At 62.3% G+C, this 15,888-nt stretch carries 19 protein-coding genes; 7 read left to right on the top strand and 12 right to left on the bottom strand.

The genetic code is table 11. The features are described from left to right. Positions 1-1,128, bottom strand: a complete 1,128-nt coding sequence (gene coxB / locus ACIQUF_RS14230; RefSeq protein WP_403132388.1) for a cytochrome c oxidase subunit II — start codon at positions 1,126-1,128, stop codon at positions 1-3. A 368-nt stretch (positions 1,129-1,496) separates the two neighbouring features. Between coxB and ACIQUF_RS14225 the strand changes: the two genes are divergently transcribed. Next, positions 1,497-2,138 carry a hypothetical protein gene (locus ACIQUF_RS14225; protein ID WP_403132387.1) on the top strand — a complete coding sequence of 214 codons (642 nt, stop codon included), beginning with the start codon at positions 1,497-1,499 and terminating at the stop codon, positions 2,136-2,138. A gap of 86 nt (positions 2,139-2,224) precedes the next feature. On the opposite strand, the gene ACIQUF_RS14220 is transcribed toward ACIQUF_RS14225, so the two are convergent. From ACIQUF_RS14220 to prlC, 5 genes are all read right to left on the bottom strand, one after another. Further along, the gene (locus ACIQUF_RS14220) at positions 2,225-3,757 is read right to left on the bottom strand and encodes a SulP family inorganic anion transporter (RefSeq protein ID WP_403132384.1); all 1,533 of its coding nucleotides are present in this window, start codon (positions 3,755-3,757) and stop codon (positions 2,225-2,227) included. Positions 3,758-3,948: 191 nt separating this feature from the next. Beyond that, positions 3,949-4,668, bottom strand: coding sequence for a carbonic anhydrase (locus ACIQUF_RS14215; RefSeq protein ID WP_400802602.1), 720 nt, complete (start codon positions 4,666-4,668; stop codon positions 3,949-3,951). Between the two features lie 272 nt (positions 4,669-4,940). Beyond that, positions 4,941-5,999, bottom strand: coding sequence for a PA0069 family radical SAM protein (locus ACIQUF_RS14210; protein WP_403132383.1), 1,059 nt, complete (start codon positions 5,997-5,999; stop codon positions 4,941-4,943). 77 nt (positions 6,000-6,076) lie between these two features. After that, on the bottom strand, positions 6,077-6,358 hold the full coding sequence (locus ACIQUF_RS14205; RefSeq protein WP_400802664.1) for a YheV family putative zinc ribbon protein: 282 nt from the start codon (positions 6,356-6,358) through the stop codon (positions 6,077-6,079). After that, on the bottom strand, positions 6,355-8,442 hold the full coding sequence (gene prlC, locus ACIQUF_RS14200) for an oligopeptidase A (protein ID WP_403132380.1): 2,088 nt from the start codon (positions 8,440-8,442) through the stop codon (positions 6,355-6,357). The genes ACIQUF_RS14205 and prlC overlap by 4 nt, the downstream gene beginning before the upstream one ends. Before the next feature lie 66 nt (positions 8,443-8,508). On the opposite strand from prlC, the gene ACIQUF_RS14195 reads away from it, so the two are divergent. After that, positions 8,509-9,057, top strand: coding sequence for a gamma carbonic anhydrase family protein (locus ACIQUF_RS14195; protein ID WP_403132377.1), 549 nt, complete (start codon positions 8,509-8,511; stop codon positions 9,055-9,057). Between the two features lie 20 nt (positions 9,058-9,077). Further along, on the top strand, positions 9,078-9,728 hold the full coding sequence (locus tag ACIQUF_RS14190) for an HAD family hydrolase (protein WP_403132527.1): 651 nt from the start codon (positions 9,078-9,080) through the stop codon (positions 9,726-9,728). A 112-nt stretch (positions 9,729-9,840) separates the two neighbouring features. Here ACIQUF_RS14190 and ACIQUF_RS14185 read toward each other — a convergent pair whose 3' ends face one another. Continuing rightward, the gene (locus ACIQUF_RS14185) at positions 9,841-10,914 is read right to left on the bottom strand and encodes an aminopeptidase (protein WP_403132372.1); all 1,074 of its coding nucleotides are present in this window, start codon (positions 10,912-10,914) and stop codon (positions 9,841-9,843) included. 83 nt (positions 10,915-10,997) lie between these two features. On the opposite strand from ACIQUF_RS14185, the gene ACIQUF_RS14180 reads away from it, so the two are divergent. Together ACIQUF_RS14180 and ACIQUF_RS14175 are read left to right on the top strand one after the other, a co-directional pair. Continuing rightward, positions 10,998-11,411: a hypothetical protein gene (locus ACIQUF_RS14180; RefSeq protein WP_403132369.1), complete on the top strand. Its 414-nt coding sequence runs from the start codon at positions 10,998-11,000 to the stop codon at positions 11,409-11,411. A gap of 54 nt (positions 11,412-11,465) precedes the next feature. Beyond that, positions 11,466-11,879: a hypothetical protein gene (locus ACIQUF_RS14175; protein WP_403132368.1), complete on the top strand. Its 414-nt coding sequence runs from the start codon at positions 11,466-11,468 to the stop codon at positions 11,877-11,879. A gap of 32 nt (positions 11,880-11,911) precedes the next feature. Here ACIQUF_RS14175 and ACIQUF_RS14170 read toward each other — a convergent pair whose 3' ends face one another. Then, positions 11,912-12,145: a DUF1161 domain-containing protein gene (locus ACIQUF_RS14170; RefSeq protein WP_403132367.1), complete on the bottom strand. Its 234-nt coding sequence runs from the start codon at positions 12,143-12,145 to the stop codon at positions 11,912-11,914. 73 nt (positions 12,146-12,218) lie between these two features. Then, a complete protein-coding gene (locus ACIQUF_RS14165) occupies positions 12,219-12,644 on the bottom strand; it encodes an OsmC family protein (protein ID WP_403132366.1) in 426 nt (141 codons plus the stop codon). 154 nt (positions 12,645-12,798) lie between these two features. Between ACIQUF_RS14165 and ACIQUF_RS14160 the strand changes: the two genes are divergently transcribed. Then, on the top strand, positions 12,799-13,803 hold the full coding sequence (locus ACIQUF_RS14160; RefSeq protein WP_403132364.1) for an LLM class flavin-dependent oxidoreductase: 1,005 nt from the start codon (positions 12,799-12,801) through the stop codon (positions 13,801-13,803). A gap of 70 nt (positions 13,804-13,873) precedes the next feature. Here ACIQUF_RS14160 and ACIQUF_RS14155 read toward each other — a convergent pair whose 3' ends face one another. Together ACIQUF_RS14155 and ACIQUF_RS14150 are read right to left on the bottom strand one after the other, a co-directional pair. Next, positions 13,874-14,095 (bottom strand): DUF1161 domain-containing protein, encoded by a 222-nt coding sequence (locus tag ACIQUF_RS14155; RefSeq protein WP_403132363.1) that lies wholly within the window; start codon positions 14,093-14,095, stop codon positions 13,874-13,876. Between the two features lie 101 nt (positions 14,096-14,196). Further along, positions 14,197-14,412 carry a dodecin gene (locus ACIQUF_RS14150; protein WP_400802690.1) on the bottom strand — a complete coding sequence of 72 codons (216 nt, stop codon included), beginning with the start codon at positions 14,410-14,412 and terminating at the stop codon, positions 14,197-14,199. A gap of 150 nt (positions 14,413-14,562) precedes the next feature. On the opposite strand from ACIQUF_RS14150, the gene ACIQUF_RS14145 reads away from it, so the two are divergent. Beyond that, positions 14,563-14,886: a YqjD family protein gene (locus ACIQUF_RS14145; protein WP_403132360.1), complete on the top strand. Its 324-nt coding sequence runs from the start codon at positions 14,563-14,565 to the stop codon at positions 14,884-14,886. On the opposite strand, the gene ACIQUF_RS14140 is transcribed toward ACIQUF_RS14145, so the two are convergent. Then, entirely contained in the window at positions 14,883-15,779 is an 897-nt protein-coding gene (locus ACIQUF_RS14140; RefSeq protein WP_403132357.1) for a LysR family transcriptional regulator, read from the bottom strand. The genes ACIQUF_RS14145 and ACIQUF_RS14140 overlap by 4 nt on opposite strands. Between the last annotated feature and the right edge of the window lie 109 nt (positions 15,780-15,888).

The following is a 15,888-nucleotide window of genomic DNA, read 5'->3' as shown; positions in this document are numbered from 1 at the left end:
TCATTGCGCTTCGGCCTGTTTGAGCGCCAGCACGTCCTTCGGTGTGACCATGTCGCCCTTGTTGTTGCCCCAGGCGTTGCGCTCGTAGGTGACCACGGCAGCGATATCGACTTCCGAGAGCTGCTTGCCGAACGCGGCCATGGCGGTGCCGGGCTTGCCGTGGAAGACGATGCCCAGGTGAGCTTCCTTCGGCCCCGTGGCGATCTTCGAGCCCTTGAGTGCCGGGAACATCGGCGGCAGGCCCTGGCCTTCGGCCTGGTGACAGGCCACGCAGGTGGTGTGGTAAACCTTGTCGCCGCGCTCGACCAGCTCTTCGAGGGTCCATTCCTTGCTGGTCAGCTCCTTGAGCTTGGCCGCTTCGGCCTTGCGCTCGCCAAGCCAGGTTTCGTAGTCGGCCTTGGATTTGACCTCGACCACCACCGGCATGAAACCGTGGTCCTTGCCGCACAGCTCGGTGCACTGGCCACGGTAGATGCCGGGTTTCTCGATGCGCGTCCAGGCTTCGTTGACGAAGCCTGGGATGGCGTCGCGCTTGACCGCAAAAGCCGGTACCCACCAGGAATGGATGACGTCGGCGGCGGTGACCAGGAAGCGCACTTTCGCGCCCACCGGCAGCACCAGCGGCTGGTCGACTTCAAGCAGGTAGTGCTCGTCCTTGGGCGCCTTGTTGTGGATCTGGTCGGCGGGGGTGGCCAGGTTGCTGAAGAACTCCACGTCCTGGCCCAGGTATTTGTAGTGCCACTTCCACTGGTAGCCCGTGACCTGGATGTCGATGTCCGACTCGCTGGCGTCGTAGATGTCGATCAGGGTCTTGGTGGCCGGGATGGCCATGACCACCAGGATCAGGAAAGGAACCACGGTCCACATGATTTCCACCCAGGTATGCTCGTGGAAATGCGCGGCCTGTTGGCCGGTGGAGCGGCGGTGGATGACCATGGACCAGAACATCGCGCCGAACACCACGATGCCGATGATCACGCAGATCCAGAAGATGGTCATGTGCAGGTCGAACACGGCGTTGGAGACTTCCGTCGCCCCCGGCGCCATGTTCACGGTCCAGGCGGCGTTGGCCTGACCGAAAACCGTCCACAACAGGAGGCCCATCCAGACATGTGGATGTCGCATCATTGCGGGTTCCCCTTCTAGTTCTTGTAGTCCCGGAGGCGTGGCCTGCGGCAAGAGGGAACGGCGGTCAAGACTGCCTGGCTTCGACGACCGAGCCCCTGCGAAAGCAGTCGGGCCTCATCAACGAATCACGTTCAAGCGGAGTATAGACAGCGACCAATGGCACGCAACGGCGCGGGTGAAATGAACTTCACGAATTCATCCAATGCCGCGAAAAGCCCAGTCTAGAGAGGGTGTGGCACAATAATGGCGCCAATATATAGCCAAGAGCGCACACGTTTGCGGGGCTTATAACAAATGCGTCTTAGGTATTCTGTATACCGAGCTAATTTAGTGTCTTCCGTTTGAAACGTATTGTCCCTGGAGTTGTCATGAACATCGCAGCTGTACGCGAGCAAATTAGCCAAGCCCACGTTCACGAGAGCCGTACTGGCCAACTGAAAGCGCGTCTCGAGGCCCAACTGCCACACCTACACCCCTCGATCCAACTGCCTGAGCAGGACGCCCAGGGTACTTTGGCGCGCTTCGTCAGCGCTTACATCGAACAGGTTCCGGAATTGCTGGAGGCTGCCCATGAAGTGGCGGTCGAAGCCGGGATCGAGTCGCAGATCAAACCGGTGTTGAAGATTGCCGAAGCCTATTTCCTGCAGCCGCCCGAGGTCATGGCGGGGCATGTGGGCGTGGATTGCCTGCTGGATGAGGCCTACCTGGCGCATCGGTTGGTGGAGGAGGTGAACGATCTGTATATCCGGCATTTCCAACAGCCGCTGATACCGTTCGATACCACGATGGCGAACCTGATTGCCCATCAGCTGATTGGCGAGGAGTTCGCCAATCAGCTGGATGAGGTGGTGCACCATTCGGTGGATGAGATGCTCGATGACGCGAGCTTTGCCAAAGAATCGGTTGAAGCCTATCGCGAGACCTTGAGCAGCCCCGCGACTGGTGCGGCGTGGAAACGCTGGCCGTGCCTGTCGCGTCAACTGGGTGTGGAGTTGGGTCAGCCGGCCTGAGGTTGCCTGTTCCGGCCTCTCGCGGCTGAAGCCGCTCCTACAGGGATTGCACGGTCCCTGTAGGAGCGGCTTCAGCCGCGAAGAAGTCAAGCACCCACGCCCGCCGTCGTACGCATCCGCCCCTCGATCCGCCGCTTCAATCGCCGCTGCTCGATCAGCAGCCGCGAGCCATGCGCCGCATTGCTCCGCCCCCAGTCCTCCAGCAGCTCCAGGCATGAATGGTCGATGTAACTCAGGTTGCCCAGCGGCACATGCAGCTTGGTCCCCGCCGGCACAGTCTCAAGCACCTGGGTCAGCGCCGGCACCTTGAGGAAGGTCGCCGCGCCGCTCAGGCGCAGCTCCATGTGCCCCTTTTTTTCCAGATCCACCAGGTTGATCTTCAGCCGCGCCGCCTTGAACGCCAGCTTCAGCAGGGTCAGGGCGAAGCCCAGCAGCACACCGGTCAGCAGATCGGTGAAGATGATCGCCAGGGCAGTCGCCGCATAGGTGAACATCGGCATGCGGCCATAGCGGCCCAACCCACGAAACGCCTTGAAGTCCACCAGCTTGATACCGGTGTACACCAGCACACCCGCCAGGCTCGCCACCGGAATCTGCTGCAACACGCTGCTCAACACCACGACGAACGCCAGCAGCCACAGGCCATGCAGGATGGCCGAAGCGCGAGTCTGCGCACCGGCCTGCACGTTGGCCGAGCTGCGCACGATGACGCCGGTCATTGGCAAAGCGCCCAGCACACCGCACAGCATGTTGCCGATGCCCTGGGCCGACAGTTCGCGGTCGAAGTCCGAGCGCTGGCCGCTGTGCATGCGGTCTACGGCAGCGGCTGACAGCAAGGTTTCGGCGCTGGCGATGAAGGCCAGGGCGAAGGCGGCCACCAGCAGGGTAGGGTCGGCCAGCTTCATCAGGTCGTCCGGGCGGATCCAGTCGATCGCCTGGGAAAGGTCAGCTGGCACCTGTACACGGTTCACCGGCAGTACCAACCACATGCTGATGAGCGTCATCGCCCCCACACCCAACAAAGCCCCCGGCACGAAGCGCAGCTTTTGTGGTTTCAGGCGCTCCCAGGCCCACATGATGAAAATGGTACCCAAGCCGAGCGCACCGGCTTGCCAGCCCGAGCCTGCGCTTTCCAGCGGCAAGGCTCCGGCCACGGTCGCGGGGAACTCCAGCAGGTTCTGCAGGCCGGACGGTTGCGGTGCGCTGTCGAACATCACGTGCACCTGTGACAGCACGATCAGCACGCCAATGCCGGCCAACATGCCGTACACCACGGCCGGCGCCGTCACCCGGAACCAGCAGCCCAGGCGCAGGCGCCCAGCCAGCAATTGCAGCAGCCCCGCCAGCAGCAGGATCGGCCCGAGCATGGCCACGCCATGCTGGCGCACCAGTTCGAACACCAGCACCGCCAAGCCGGCGGCCGGGCCGCTGACCTGCAGCGGCGAGCCCGCCAGAAAGCCCACCACGATGCCGCCGATGATGCCGGTGATCAGCCCCTTGGCCGGCGGCATGCCCGAGGCGATCGCGATGCCCATGCACAACGGCAGGGCTACCAGGAACACCACCACTGACGCCAACAACTCACGCGGCAGGGCCGCTTTCAACTGTGTCATGTTCACCGTGTTTCTCCTTTCAAAAGTCACACGGCCATTCCTCTGGCCGTGGGCACGTGGCCCCTGACGAACGCGCAGGCGCGGGCCGCCAGCGCGCACGCCGGCAGGGCAATCAGGGAATTCAAGGCAGCAGAAGGCCGCGCCACACCCCTAACGGGTGCAGCCGGCTATCAAGGTTCTAGCGCTGGACGGGTCGCTTAGTAGCGGCCTCTCGGGGTGGCGCAGGGGATCGGCTCACCTGCTGCCAAAGGCATGAAGCTGTCGCTGGCGGCGTCGTAGGCTTCGATCTTGCTGGTCTCGATGTCGTAGACCCAACCATGGATGTACAGCTCGCCAGCCGCCAGGCGCGATGCCACCGACGGGTGGGTGCGCAGGTGGTGCAGCTGGGCGATGACGTTCTCGCGGGTCAGCACCTGCATGGTTTCATGCTCACTGCCACAGTTGCAGTTGTTCTCGACCACGGTGCGGGCCACTTCGGCGTGACGCAACCAGGCGGAAACGGTCGGCATCTTGGTCAGCGATTGCGGGTTGAGCACCGCACGCATGGCGCCACAGTCGGAGTGGCCGCAGATGATGATGTGGTGCACGCCCAACGCGGAAACAGCGTACTCGATGGCGCTGGATACGCCGCCGTTCATCTGGCCGTAGGGCGGGACCACGTTACCGACGTTGCGGGTCACGAACAGGTCGCCTGGCGAGCTCTGGGTGATCAGCTCGGGGACGATCCGCGAGTCGGCACAGGTGATGAACATGGCGCGCGGCGTTTGCGCGGTGGCGAGCTTCTTGAACAGCTCTTGCTGCTCGGGGAAGACGTCATGGTGAAAACGCAGGAAGCCGTCGACGATGTGCTTGAGGGCGGCATCGGCGCTCTCAGCAGGGACCTGCGGAACGACCTTGGATGGGTCCTTGACGGGCATGATTCATCCTCTTGACGGTGTGTAGGTAAATCCATTTTACCGGTGAAAGATTCTGGCTATGCGCAGATTTAGATGACGCACACGGGTAAATAATCACAGTCTTCGCTGACTGGATTTCTACGCTAGCGGGGAAAACTTAACTGAAGCTTAATTCGGAGGCTCTAGAACGGGCGTTCCAGACAGTAAAGGCGGGATCTGAATAATAGCAAAAAAACATCAACTGCCAAGACCCCCGCATGAAATTATGCACTTGGATTAGTTGCACTGAGGTATCAAAACAATGCCATCTGACCGCCTGGCGGGCAGAACGCGGAACAATCCAATGCCTGTGCTTCCCGCCCTGCGAACTCCAGCCGCCGCATGGCCTTGGCAAAGCGCTGCGCCAGCAGCTCGGCGAACACCCCCTCACCGCGCATTCGCGCACCGAAACGGCTGTCATACAACTCGCCACCTCGGCTTTGGCGAATCAGGCTCAAGACATGGCTGGCGCGTTGCGGGTAGTGGTCCTGCAGCCACTGCTCGAACAGCGGCGCCACTTCCAGCGGCAGGCGCAGCATCATGTAGGCCGCACTCTGTGCGCCTGCTTCTTTGGCGGCTTCGAGCAGGCGCTCCAGTTCGCTGTCGTTGATCATGGGAATCATCGGCGAACACAACACACCCACCGGCACCCCCGCCTCGCGCAGCACGCGGATCGCCCGCAACCGCGCCCTGGGCGATGCCGCACGGGGCTCCAGCACGCGCTTGAGGTCGTCGTCCAGTGTGGTCAGGCTGATCATCACCCGCGCCAGCCGCTGGCTGGCCATCTCGGCCAATAGATCGAGATCGCGCAGCACCAGCGAGCCTTTGGTGACGATGGTCACCGGATGGCGAAAACGCAGCAGCACCTCCAACAAGCGCCGGGTCAACTGCTGCTCGCGCTCGATCGGCTGGTAAGGGTCGGTGTTGGACCCAAGGTTGATCGGTGCGCAGACGTAGCCTGGCTTGCTGAGTTGCTGTTCGAGCACTTCGGCGGCATTGGTCTTGGCGATCAGCTTGGTTTCGAAATCAAGGCCCGGGGACAAGTCCCAGTAGGCGTGGGAAGGGCGCGCATAGCAGTAGATGCAGCCATGCTCGCAGCCTCGATAAGGATTGATGGAACGGTCGAACGGCAGGTCGGGCGAAGTGTTGCGGCTGATGACCGACTTGGCGGTCTCGATCCTGACCTCAGTGCCTTGAGTCAGCGGCACTTCCTGATACCAACCGTCATCCTCTGCCACCGAATGGCTCGGGGCGAAGCGGTTATGAGGATTGTGCGCCGTGCCACGGCCTTTTTGCGCTGCTGGAGGATTCATGGCTCACCCCGATACTGTATTCATATACAGTATCGGGATTGCCCATTCGTTACCAGCGCCTCCGGTCAGGGCAAGCCTTACTCAGAGGGTTTCTTCAGCTTCGGATTGGGGAAGAACTGCACGGTCTGAACCTTGGCCGGCGCCGCCTTGGGTGCCAGGTGGTTGACCCGGGTACCCAGCTCCTTGGGCACCGACAGGCCCTGTTCATTCAGGGTGTCGGTGAAGCCGCAGGCCACGCACTCGCGGTGCGGCACGTCGTCTTCGTTCCACATCATCAGCTTGTCCGGCTCGCTGCACGCCGGGCAGACCGCCCCGGCGATGAAGCGCTTCTTGGTCTTGTTCACAGCTACCTCGCTCATGCCGCCGCGTCCTCGCTCAGCCCGCAGTGGCGCAGCAATGCATCGATGGAAGGCTCACGGCCACGGAAGTCGACGAACAGCACCATCGGCTCACGCGAACCGCCCCGGGCCAGGATCGCCTCGCGGAAGGCGCGGCCGGTTTCGGCGTTGAGCACGCCTTCTTCTTCAAAGCGCGAGAAGGCATCGGCCGACAGCACTTCGGCCCATTTATAGCTGTAGTAGCCCGCCGCGTAACCGCCAGCGAAGATGTGCGCAAAGCTGTTGGGGAAGCGGTTGTACGCCGGCGGGCGCATGACCGACACCTCGTCGCGCACGCCTTCGAGCACCTGCAGCACGCTGCGGCCATCGCCATGACTGGCGTGCAGCTCGAAGTCGAACAGCGAGAACTCCAGTTGGCGCACCATCATCATGCCGGACTGGAAATTCTTCGCTGCCAGCATCTTGTCCAGCAGGTCCTGGGGCAGGGCAGCAGCGGTTTCATAGTGGCCGGAGATCAGCGCCAGGCCTTCCGGCTCCCAGCACCAGTTTTCCATGAACTGGCTCGGCAGCTCGACCGCATCCCAGGCCACACCGTTGATGCCGGATACGCCGGCATGCTCGATGCGGGTCAGCAGGTGGTGCAGGCCGTGGCCGAATTCGTGGAACAGGGTGGTGACCTCATCGTGGGTCAGCAGCGCAGGCTTGCCAGGGGCGGCCGGGGTGAAGTTGCACACCAGGTTGGCCACCGGGCTCTGCAGCTCGCCGACGGCGGTGCGGCGACGGTCGCGAGCGCCGTCCATCCAGGCGCCGCCACGCTTGTTGGCGCGGGCGTAGAGGTCGAAGAAGAAGCGGCCAACGTGCTGGCCGTTTTCCTTGATCTCGAACAGGCGCACGTCCGGGTGCCAGCTGTCGAAGCCCTTGAGTTCGGCGATTTCGATGCCGTACAGGCGCTGGACGATGCCGAACAGGCCGGACAGCACCTTGTCGATCGGGAAGTAGGCGCGCAGGGTTTCCTGCGACACGCTGTAGCGTTGCTCGCGCAGCTTCTCGCCGAAGTAACCCGCGTCCCAGCTGGCCAGCTCGGCGCAGCCTTGCTCGGCGGCGTAGGCCTTGAGCTGCTCCAGGTCCTGGGCGGCGAATGGCTTGGAACGCTTGGCCAGGTCGCGCAGGAAGCTCAGCACCTGGTCGCTGGACTCGGCCATCTTGGTCGCCAGGCTCAGTTCGGCGTAGTTCTTGTAGCCCAGCAGGCCGGCCAGCTCCTGACGCAGGTCGAGGATCTCGCGCATCACCGGGCCGTTGTCGAACTGGCCGGCATTCGGGCCTTGGTCCGAGGCGCGGGTGCAGTATGCGGCGTACAGTTCTTCGCGCAGGGCGCGGTCGCTGGCGTAGGTCATCACCGCGTAGTAGCTGGGAAATTCCAGGGTGATCAGCCAGCCGTCGAGGCCCTTGGCCTGGGCGGCGGCAGCCATCTGCGCCTTGGCCGAATCGGTCAGGCCGGCCAGCGCGGCCTCGTCGGTCACGTGCTTGGTCCAGGCCTGGGTGGCGTCGAGCAGCTGGTTGGAGAAGCGGCTGCCCAGTTCGCTGAGCTTGCTCTGCACTTCAGCGTAACGCTGCTGCTGGTCGGCCGGCAGGTCGATACCCGACAGGCGGAAGTCACGCAGGGCGTGTTCGAGGATGGTTTTCTGGGCCACGTCGAAGCCTGCGGCTTCCGGGCTGTTGATCAAAGCCTGATAGGCTTCGAACAGCGCTCGGTTCTGGCCCAGTTCGGTAGAGTAGGCACTCAGGGCCGGCAGGCAGGACTCATAGGCCTCGCGCAGCTCTTTGCTGTTGCACACCGCATTGAGGTGGCTGACCGGGCTCCAGGCGGCGCCCAGGCGGTCATTGAGTTCGTCCATGGCCAGCACCAGGCCGGCCCAGGTGGGGTTCTTGCCTTGCTTTTCGAGGATCTCGGCAATGGCTTTGCGGTTGTCGGCCAGGATCGCTTCGATCGCCGGCAGCACGTGTTCGGCACGGATCGCCGAGAAGGGTGGCAGATCATAGGACTGCAGAAGTGGGTTGTTCGCACTCACGGTTTGGCTACCTTGGCAGAAGAAACACTGGCCCATCTTAATTACAATCGACGCCGACCGCAGCAGGCAGCCTGCCTATCGGCACAGATGAGAGACCCTATCATGGCCATCCGAAGCTTCCAGCAACACACTCCGAAAGTTGGACTGCGGGCCTTCGTCGACCGTTCGGCGGTAGTGCTGGGCGACGTGGAGATCGGTGAAGACAGCTCGGTGTGGCCGCTGACGGTGATCCGCGGCGACATGCACCGCATCCGCATCGGCGCGCGCACCAGCGTGCAGGACGCCAGCGTGCTGCACATCACCCATGCCGGCCCGTTCAATCCCGACGGTTTTCCGCTGATCATCGGCGACGAAGTAACCATTGGTCACAAAGTCATGCTGCATGGCTGTACCCTGGGCAACCGCATCCTGGTCGGCATGGGCAGCACGATCATGGACGGCGCCATCGTCGAAGACGAAGTGATCATTGGCGCTGGCAGCCTGGTACCGCCCGGCAAGCGCCTGGAGAGCGGCTACCTGTACGTCGGCAGCCCGGTGAAACAGGCCCGGCCACTGACCGACAAGGAGCGCGCCTTTTTCCCCTACAGCGCCGGCAACTACGTGAAGCTCAAGGACCAGCACCTGGCCGAAGGCTACGACCGCCCGGAATGAACCTGACTACCGAGACCTCCATGCACCAGCAGAACATCCTTTTCGACCTCGACGGCACCCTGACCGACCCGCGCCTGGGCATTACCCGTTCGATCCAGTACGCCCTGGCCAAGCTGGGTATCGACGAACCGGACCTGGCGCGCCTGGAACACTTCATCGGCCCACCCCTGCTGCAGGCCTTCATGCAGCACTACAGCTTCGATGAGGCCAAGGCGTGGGAGGCGGTGAATTTCTACCGCGAGCGTTTCCGCGTCACCGGGCTGTACGAAAACCTGGTGTTCGAAGGGGTGCCGGAATTGCTCGAGGCCCTGAATGGCCAAGGTCGTACCCTGTACATAGCGACGTCCAAGCCGTGGGAGTTTGCCCGCGAGATTGCCCGGCATTTCGCTTTCGACCATCACTTCAAGGTGATCTACGGCAGCGAGCTGGATGGTACCCGCACCAACAAGGTCGAGCTGATTCGTTACCTGCTGGATGAGGAAGGGCTGGATCCGGCGCAGACGCTGATGATCGGCGATCGCAAGCATGACCTGATCGGCGCGCGCAACAATGGGCTGCAGGCGGTGGCGGTGGGGTATGGGTTTGGGAGTGATGAAGAATTGAAGGCGCATACGCCGGAATTTCACTTTGCGACCTTGGCTGAGATGCATCAGGCATTTATCAAGGCCTGATGCCCATGGGGCTGCTTCGCAGCCCATCGCGGATGAATCCGCTCCTACAGGTGCAGCGCCAGCCCGTAGGAGCGGATTCATCCGCGATGGGCCGCGCAGTGGCCCCAGGTTCTCACTGACTCGCCAACAACCGGACCAACGCCGCCTTGCGCTCTGCAGCCGGTAACCGCCCCAACATTTCAACCCGCTCATAAAACCGCACCCAATCCCCACCAACCTCACGAAACACCGCCGCAAACGCCGGCACCCACTGGTCATACAGCCCAAACGGCAACAGCTTGGCATTGCTCATCGGCCCGTACATCCAGGCGTCATAACGCTTATCCCCCGCCCACTCGCTGTCACGCACCTGCCGATACTCGCGCCGCAATCGCTCGAACTCGGCCTGTTTGGCCATCCGCTTGTGCGCATCATCCAGTGGCCCGACATAGATCGCCTGCAGCCGCTCGCGACTGGCCAGCACCAAGCGGATGAACTGCTCGCGCTGCTGGCCCTGATCCCCTTGATCCGCTGCAAGCCCACGCGCCACGCGCCATTGCCGCGTCCCCTCCTGTTCGACGAAGCTGGCAAACGACTCGTTGAACTCGGTATCGTCCTGCACATAAAAGCGCTGATGCGCCAGCTCATGGAATATCAGCGTGGCCAGGCGCTCGTCCCCCCAGGCGACCATCGACGAGAGGATCGGGTCATCGAACCAGCCCAGCGTCGAGTAGGCTTCGACCCCGCCCACATAAACATCCATGCCTTGCTCGCGCATCAGCGCTGCGGCGCCGCGCGCGGCGCCCTGGCGGTAGTAACCGCGGTAGGCCACGCACCCGGCGATGGGGAAGCAATGCGTCACCGGCTGCAGCGACAGCTCCGGCGTGGCGAACACGTTCCACACCACATAAGGCCGCCCCAGGTCGGCATACACCCGGTAGCTATCGTTATCCGGCAGCTTCAACTGCGCGCTGGCGAACACCCGCGCCTGTTCCGCGTGTTGCAAGCGGGCGCGTAATTGAGGGCTGCTGGCGGGGTCGGCGAGCACCTTTTCCACAGGTTGGCGCGCGCGCAGCAACTGCCACTGACCTTCGCCCAACTGGGCGTAATAGCCGACGCTTGTGCAACCGTTCAGCAGAAAGGCACCCAGCACGGGAACCAACCCCCTGAAAACACGGTCGAGTGGCCCAGGGCCTGAGCGCTTCAAAAGAAAAAACCACACCATCTTGGGCAATCCAACTCGCTCACGGCCGACGCTCCAAGACTATCTCGCCAAGGGGGAGTTTCGCCATGCGTGCACTGTTCGTCGCCGGTTCGTTGTTACTGGTATCGGCCTGTTCGACCCTGCCAGACCCCGACCCGAATCAGGCCTGGGTCGACCTGGCCCCACAAGATGACAACGCGCTGCACGCCGTCCAGGTGGACGAACGCGATTGGGCAGACACTCGCTATTTCGAAGTGCAACCCGGCAGCCACGAGTTGACCGTGCGCTACCAGTTCCCGGTCACACCCAGCAATATCGGCCCGGTCAACGAGCCGTTGTGGCGCGATTGCCAGCTCAACCTGACCTTCAAGGATTTCAGTGCCGGGCAGCGATATCAGTTGCAGGCCGGCAGTATTGGCTTCCGCCCATGGATCAAACTCTACGATCACCAGCAAAAACTGGTCGGCCAAGGGTTACCAGCAGGTTGCCAACGCACCTGAACTGCGCAAACGGCGCTATGCTTGGGTATGTAAATCGCAAGTGGGAGTTTCACCATGCGCCAGCCCATGATGCTGATGGCCCTCAGTGCACTGGGGGGTTGCGCCAGCCCCTTGCCCCCCGTCGACGCAAAACAGGCCTGGATCGACCTCTACACCACCACCCCCGGCCGCGTGATCATGGCCGACAAACTCGATGGTCAGCGCCTTGAGGACGGCCGCTATTTCCAGGTAACGCCTGGCAAGCACGAGTTGGTGGTGCGTTTCGATTATGAGTTCTACGGCGGTGGCATGATGACCGAGCCACGTGATCGCATCTGCTACCTGACCGTGCGCTATGACGGTTTCAAGGCCGGCGAACGCTATCGTCTGGAGGCGCGGGCCCCCGCGATGCAGCCGCAGGTTCTGTTGTACGACGCCAGCCGCAAGGTGGTGGTCAACGAACCGAGCAACGTGTTCTGCATTCCCTGAATGCCTGAGGGCCGCAGCGCGGCCCTCAGCTTTTAACGACCATTCTTCTGGTAAATGATCTTCTTGGTCCCGCCATCACAGCTGCCGACGATCATGTTCTGATCCTTGACCTCGCTGTTTGGCACGATCTCCAAGGTGTACGACTGAACACCCTGGGCCTGGATCTTGGCTTCGATCTCGGCTTTCAGTTCCTCGCACGGTTTGACCGCCGCCAGTGCAGAAGTGGCCAGCAGAGACGCCAGCACGGCGATTGCTACGCGGATCATGGAACGGCTCCTGGAAGGGCAGCAGCGCTGCCGACGCTGTTTAGACTACAGCAAACCGCCCCTGTTGCGCCGCTTAGCCCACCAGCGTTGCATCCAGACTGATCTTCGCGTTCAGCACCTTGGACACTGGGCAACCGGCCTTGGCCTTGTTGGCAATCTCAAGAAACTGCTCCTGGCTCGCTCCTGGCACCTTGGCCTTGAGAATCAGGTGCACGGCGGTGATGGCGAAGCCGTCCGGCTGCTTGTCCAAGGTCACTTCGGCAATGGTGTCGATACGGTCAGCTGTCAACCCCGCCTCGCCGAGCATCATCGACAGCGCCATCGAGAAACACCCGGCATGGGCAGCGCCGATCAGCTCTTCGGGGTTGGTCCCCGGTGAGCCCTCGAAACGCGTGTTGAAACCGTAGGGGTTCTGCTTGAGCGCGCCGCTTTCGGTCGAAAGCAGGCCCTTGCCGTCCTTCAAGCCGCCTTGCCAGATCGCCGATGCTGTCTTTTTCATGTTGCCTCCTGGTCACACGGTTACTTGCCTATGGGTTCAGAGGCTACCCACCTACAGCAAGTTCAGCGCAATCGCACAGCAAGCATTGAATCCACCGAATGTGCCCATACAGAGATGAAAAGGCCTTCGGCCATTCACTCTTGCGGAGGCTCCGATGACGCAGCTGCGTGACCTGAAAATTTCCACCCTCGACCTGGTGCCGGTGCGTGCCGACGGCGGCCCCGCGCAAGCGCTGCGCAATTCGCTGGACCTGGCGCAACACGTCGAGCGCTTTGGCTACAACCGTTTCTGGGTCGCCGAACACCACAACATGGATGGCATCGCCAGCTCGGCGACTTCGGTACTGCTCGGCTACCTGGCTGGCGGCACCTCGACCATCCGGGTCGGCTCCGGTGGCGTGATGTTGCCCAACCATGCGCCACTGGTGATCGCCGAACAATTTGGCACCCTGGCCAGCCTGTATCCGGGGCGCATCGACCTGGGCCTGGGCCGTGCGCCGGGCTCCGACCAGATGACCGCCCACGCCCTGCGCCGCGAGCGCTCGGGCAGCGCCGACGACTTCCCGGACGATGTTGAGGAGCTGTCGCGCTACCTGGGCCCGCGCACCGATGATCAGAAAGTGATCGCAGTACCCGGCCACGACACTGAAGTGCCCATGTGGCTGCTCGGTTCAAGCCTGTTCAGCGCTCAGCTGGCCGGGATGCGCGGCATGCCCTACGCGTTTGCCTCGCATTTCGCACCGCGCTTCATGCATGAGGCGATCCGCGTTTACCGCAACCATTTCAAGCCGTCCACCACGCTGGACAAACCCTACGTGATGCTGGGCATCCCCATGGTGGTGGCTGACACCGACGAGCAGGCCGAGTACCTGGCCACCTCGGTGTACCAGCGTATTCTGGCCCTGATTCGCGGGCAGAGCCTGATGCAACGCCCACCCGTGGCCAGCATGGACGGGCTGTGGCTGCCGCATGAACGGGAGACGGTGGCCAGCTTCCTGGGGCTGGCGATGATCGGCAGCCCGCAGAAGGTGCGGGCCAAGGTTGAAGTGCTGCTGGAGCAGACTGGAGCGGATGAGCTGATCTTTACCTGCGACCTATATGAGCATTCGGACCGGGTCCGGTCGTATGAATTGATGGCGCAGGCCTTGAAAACCGAGTGAAATTCTTCGCGGATGAATCCGCTCCTACAGGGCTCTGTGGGAGCGGATTTAGCCGCGAAAAGGCCGCCGCTTAACTACGGCGATAGACAATTTCCTTGCTGCCAGCCTCACAACTACCCACGACCTTGCCAGCCGGCTCGCCTTTCTTGACCACTTCCAGCGTGTAACCCTTCACACCCTTGGCATCGAGCTTCGCGGCAATCTCCGCCTTGAGCTCTTCGCAAGGTTTGCCCGCAGCCAGCGCGCCGCCAGCCAGTGTCATCAGGCCCATCGCCAGAATCACTTTCTTCATCACTCGCGTTCCTTGATCAGACGAACATTGAAAGGGCGCCGTCAAAGGCGCCCCTTGACTGTATAACGCCATCACGCCCGACGTTACCAACTGGAAATGTTTCAGCTGTTGGCGATACGGAAGCCCACCTTCAGCGTCACCTGAAAGTGCGCCGCCTTGTTGCCTTCGATGTGGCCACGGGTATCGACCACTTCGAACCACTCCAGGTGCTTGATGCTCTTGGCCGCTTCGGCCAGGGCATTGTTGATCGCCTCTTCGATGCTGGTGGGCGAAGAACCTACCAGTTCGATCTTCTTGTAAGTGTGATGATCGGTCATGAGCGCTCTCCTTGGATGACAGTGAGATTGAGCCTAGCAGCGCAGGCCTGTTTTACCTGCGAGCCGTCACCCCACGGGAAAGTTCGATCGCACTTTCCCCACACGGCGCAGTCGCAATCTTTACAGCCCATACTGCAAAGGAGAGTCAACATGCACCGCAACTCGCTGCGTAAAACGTCCCTGGAGAGCATGGAAGCAGAGATCGAAAGCCTGCTGAAAACCTTGGAAAGCCTCAAGCACGACGCGTCTGAGGAGTCCCAGAAATCGGTGAAGGCCATCCGCAGCAACGCCGAAAGTGCGCTGAAACACTCGCGCAGCCTGATCAGTGATGCCTACGAGGAAGTGAAGACCCGCACCCGCGAGACCGGCATCGCCACCCGTGATTACGCTCAGGAACACCCGGTGACCACCGCAGGTGTAGCCATTGGCGCCCTCGGCCTGCTGGCCGCCTACCTGTTATACCGCCGTAACTAACCTGCCTGCCGTTCCAGCTCGCGGCGCAGCCACTGCGCCAACTGCTCGGCGCGCCCGTCTGCGGCGCGCCGGGGCACCCACAAAGCCAGCGCTGCCGGGGTAGGGGAGAACCCCCACGGTGCGCTCAGGCGCCCGGCGCGCAAATCGTCAGCTACTAGCGGCTGTGGCGCAATGGCGACACCCAGGCCTGCGACTGCAGCCTCCAGCAGATAATACAAATGCTCGAAAGCCTGGCCGTACTTCAACGCGGAAGGTGTCAGCCCCTGATCATCAGCCCAGGTTGGCCATGCCTGGGGACGCGATGTGGTATGCAGCAGCGCCTCATCCAGCAGGGCGGTGGCGGCAGCCCCACGCAACCGCTCAAAGCCGGCGAAATGCGGGCTGAGCACAGGCCCGATGCGCTCCTCGGCCAATACATGGACCTGCATGTCCGCAGGCCAAGGTGGTTCGGCATACACCAGTAACGCATCCAAACCAGGCCGGCGCGGGTCGAGGTCGCCTTCACCTGCCGAAAGGTGCAGGCGCAGTTCCGGCAGGTCGGCCTTCAAACGCCCAAGCCTGGGGATGAACCAGCGCGCCAGCAGGCTCCCCGAGCAACCCAGCACGAAAGGTGCCTCGCTGACATCCCGGCTCAGCTCGGCACACACACCTCGCAGCCGGTCGAACGCTTCGCCGCTGGCATCACGCAGCCTGACACCGGCATCTGTGAGTTTGATGCCACGCCCGTCCTTGACGAACAGCGCCACGCCCAGATGCTCTTCAAGCACCTTGAGCTGCCGGCTGACCGCCCCATGCGTGACGTGCAGCGCTTCCGCCGCCTGGCTGACGCTATTGAGTCGGGCAGTCGCCTCGAAGGCCCGCAGGGCATTCAGAGGAGGGAGATCGTGGGCCATTTGACGTGTGAGATTTCCTGACAGGTTGGCGCAATCTTATCGGTTTTCAACCGGGCTTGCCGTGGTTAGAGTAAAGCCCATCACTCATTCATTACGCTCTGGAGCGACC

It is taken from the genome of Pseudomonas sp. NPDC090233, from assembly GCF_044772285.1.
Lineage (GTDB): Bacteria > Pseudomonadota > Gammaproteobacteria > Pseudomonadales > Pseudomonadaceae > Aquipseudomonas.
Note: the sequence above shows the minus strand (reverse complement) of the source record. Positions and strands in the feature narration are given on the sequence as shown.